Here is a 2,683-nt window from a genome sequence, read left to right on the forward strand (position 1 = left end):
CTTGTCGACTGTTTGAGGGGATCCCAAGTAGCACGGGGCCCGAGAAATCCTGTGTGAATCTGCCAGGACCACCTGGTAAGCCTAAATACTCCCTGATGACCGATAGTGCACTAGTACCGTGAGGGAAAGGTGAAAAGTGCCCCGGTGAGGGGTCGTGAAATAGTACCTGAAACCGTGTGCCTACAAGCCGTAGGAGCTTACATCAGCTTGCTGGTGTGTGATGTGACTGCGTGCCTTTTGAAGAATGAGCCTGCGAGTTATGGTGTGTGGCGAGGTTAACCCGTGTGGGGGAGCCGTAGCGAAAGCGAGTCTGAATAGGGCGTTTGAGTCGCATGCTGTAGACCCGAAGCGGAGTGATCTACGCATGGGCAGGTTGAAGCGAGGGTAAGACCTCGTGGAGGACCGAACCCACCAGGGTTGAAAACCTGGGGGATGACCTGTGTGTAGGGGTGAAAGGCCAATCAAACTCCGTGATAGCTGGTTCTCCCCGAAATGCATTTAGGTGCAGCGTCACGTGTTTCTTGCCGGAGGTAGAGCACTGGATGGCCGATGGGCCCGACAAGGTTACTGACGTCAGCCAAACTCCGAATGCCGGTAAGTGAGAGCGTGGCAGTGAGACTGCGGGGGATAAGCTCCGTAGTCGAGAGGGAAACAGCCCAGATCACCGACTAAGGCCCCTAAGCGTGTGCTAAGTGGGAAAGGATGTGGAGTCGCAGAGACAACCAGGAGGTTGGCTTAGAAGCAGCCACCCTTGAAAGAGTGCGTAATAGCTCACTGGTCAAGTGATTCCGCGCCGACAATGTAGCGGGGCTCAAGTACACCGCCGAAGTCGTGGCATTGACCCCTTTGCGGGGTTGATGGGTAGGGGAGCGTCGTGCAGCCGGCGAAGCAGCAGAGTGATCTAGTTGTGGAGGCTGTGCGAGTGAGAATGCAGGCATGAGTAGCGAATGCAGGGTGAGAAACCCTGCCGCCGAATGACCAAGGGTTCCTGGGCCAGGCTAATCCGCCCAGGGTAAGTCGGGACCTAAGGCGAGGCCGACAGGCGTAGTCGATGGACAACGGGTTGATATTCCCGTACCCGCTTTAACACGCCCATATCGAACCTCGTGATGCTAAGAGTCCTTAAGCCCCGCAGCGTCCTTCGGGACAAGTGGTGAGGCTGAACGCTCGATCCGATCGGGTAGTAGGTAAGCGATGGGGTGACGCAGGAAGGTAGTCCAACCCAGGCGATGGTTGTTCCTGGGGTAAGCATGTAGGGAGTGTCGTAGGCAAATCCGCGACACACGTATCCTGAGATGTGATGCCGAGCCGATTGTGGCGAAGTGGATGATCCTATGCTGCCGAGAAAAGCCTCTAGCGAGTGTTGTGGCGGCCCGTACCCTAAACCGACTCAGGTGGTCAGGTAGAGAATACCAAGGCGATCGGGTGAACTGTGGTTAAGGAACTCGGCAAATTGCCCCCGTAACTTCGGGAGAAGGGGGACCTCTGCTGGTGACGAAACTAGCTTTCTGAGCTGGTGGGGGTCGCAGTGGCCAGGGGGAAGCGACTGTTTACTAAAAACACAGGTCCGTGCGAAGTCGTAAGACGATGTATACGGACTGACGCCTGCCCGGTGCCGGAACGTTAAGGGGACCGCTTAGCCACGCAAGTGGCGAAGGTGAGAACTTAAGCGCCGGTAAACGGCGGTGGTAACTATAACCATCCTAAGGTAGCGAAATTCCTTGTCGGGTAAGTTCCGACCTGCACGAATGGCGTAACGACTTCCCCGCTGTCTCAACCGCAGACCCGGCGAAATTGCACTACGAGTAAAGATGCTCGTTACGCGCAGCAGGACGGAAAGACCCCGGGACCTTCACTACAGCTTGACATTGGCGTTTGGAACGTCTTGTGTAGGATAGGTGGGAGACTGTGAAGCTCGGACGCTAGTTCGGGTGGAGTCATTGGTGAAATACCACTCTGGTCGTTTTGAACGTCTAACTCTGGTCCGTGATCCGGATCGGGGACAGTGTCTGGTGGGTAGTTTAACTGGGGCGGTTGCCTCCTAAAGAGTAACGGAGGCGCCCAAAGGTTCCCTCAGCCTGGTTGGCAATCAGGTGTTGAGTGTAAGTGCACAAGGGAGCTTGACTGTGAGACTGACGGGTCGAGCAGGAGCGAAAGCTGGGACTAGTGATCCGGCGGTGGCATGTGGAAGCGCCGTCGCTCAACGGCTAAAAGGTACCCCGGGGATAACAGGCTGATCTTCCCCAAGAGTCCATATCGACGGGATGGTTTGGCACCTCGATGTCGGCTCGTCGCATCCTGGGGCTGGAGTAGGTCCCAAGGGTTGGGCTGTTCGCCCATTAAAGCGGTACGCGAGCTGGGTTTAGAACGTCGCGAGACAGTTCGGTCCCTATCCGCTGCGCGCGCAGGAGACTTGAAAGGGGCTGTCCCTAGTACGAGAGGACCGGGACGGACGAACCTCTGGTGTGCCAGTTGTACCGCCAGGTGCACGGCTGGTTGGCTACGTTCGGAAGGGATAACCGCTGAAAGCATCTAAGCGGGAAGCTCGCCTTGAGATGAGGTCTCCCACCACGAGAGTGGGTAAGGCTCCCGGTAGACGACCGGGTTGATAGGCCGGAGGTGGAAGCACGGTAACGTGTGGAGCTGACCGGTACTAATAGGCCGAGGACTTGACCACAAAGCA

1 rRNA gene is annotated in these 2,683 nt (G+C 56.8%); it reads left to right on the forward strand.

Annotated elements, in window-relative coordinates:
• Positions 1 to 2,677 (forward strand): 23S ribosomal RNA (locus tag ABFX50_RS50435); the annotation flags it as partial.
• Positions 2,678 to 2,683: the final 6 nt, after the last annotated feature.

Source organism: Nonomuraea recticatena (genome assembly GCF_039533245.1).
GTDB lineage: Bacteria > Actinomycetota > Actinomycetes > Streptosporangiales > Streptosporangiaceae > Nonomuraea > Nonomuraea roseola.